Origin of the sequence: Thalassospira sp. CH_XMU1420-2 (genome assembly GCF_037029325.1) — a bacterium.
GTDB classification, from domain to species: domain Bacteria; phylum Pseudomonadota; class Alphaproteobacteria; order Rhodospirillales; family Thalassospiraceae; genus Thalassospira; species Thalassospira povalilytica.
The window spans coordinates 1-507 of record NZ_JAYMEG010000082.1 but is presented as its reverse complement, the minus strand read 5'-3'; the positions used below and the strand labels follow the sequence as shown (position 1 = coordinate 507).

At 46.5% G+C, this 507-nt stretch carries 1 protein-coding gene; it reads right to left on the bottom strand.

Features of this window, described 5'->3' with window-relative positions:
* Positions 1-299: 299 nt before the first annotated feature.
* On the bottom strand, positions 300-507 hold a 208-nt coding region (locus tag WA429_RS21400; RefSeq protein ID WP_336107936.1), incomplete at its 5' end, for a hypothetical protein.

The window sequence follows — 507 nt, the reverse complement described above, 5'->3', positions numbered from 1 at the left end:
AGCAACTGAATCTTTCGTAATATTCCGCTTCTTGCAGTAGTCAGAGTGCAACCATACAGATAGTGATTTCTGCCCCTTACTAGAGTTGCATCCACAACAGCATAGCGCGATGTTCTCTCGCGTAATGATGCTTGCATCGTTAACGATGTGCTCCCAGCTTGCTGCTGACTTCCTGGAAATGGTCGACTTCGTAAAAGCACAGCGGCAATACACACAATTCAGGTCACGTTGCCTGACCTCATGCTCCAACCAATCTGGAATGTTCCAATTGTTTGCCACCGTTCATTGTCCATATTTGGTTACAAGTCGTGGAATCCTGTATACGGCATGTCAACATATAGCTCCCCGTTTTGGTTGCTAGTGATCATGCCGTTTTCATTGAGCAATTTCTCCAAAACATCTATCAGAGGGTCGTAAATACTGAGGTCCGTCCACTTCTCCATTGTGAAAGACTGTACCACAGCCTCCCTGCATGCTTGAAGCAACCAACCCGACGGAAGTTCAGCA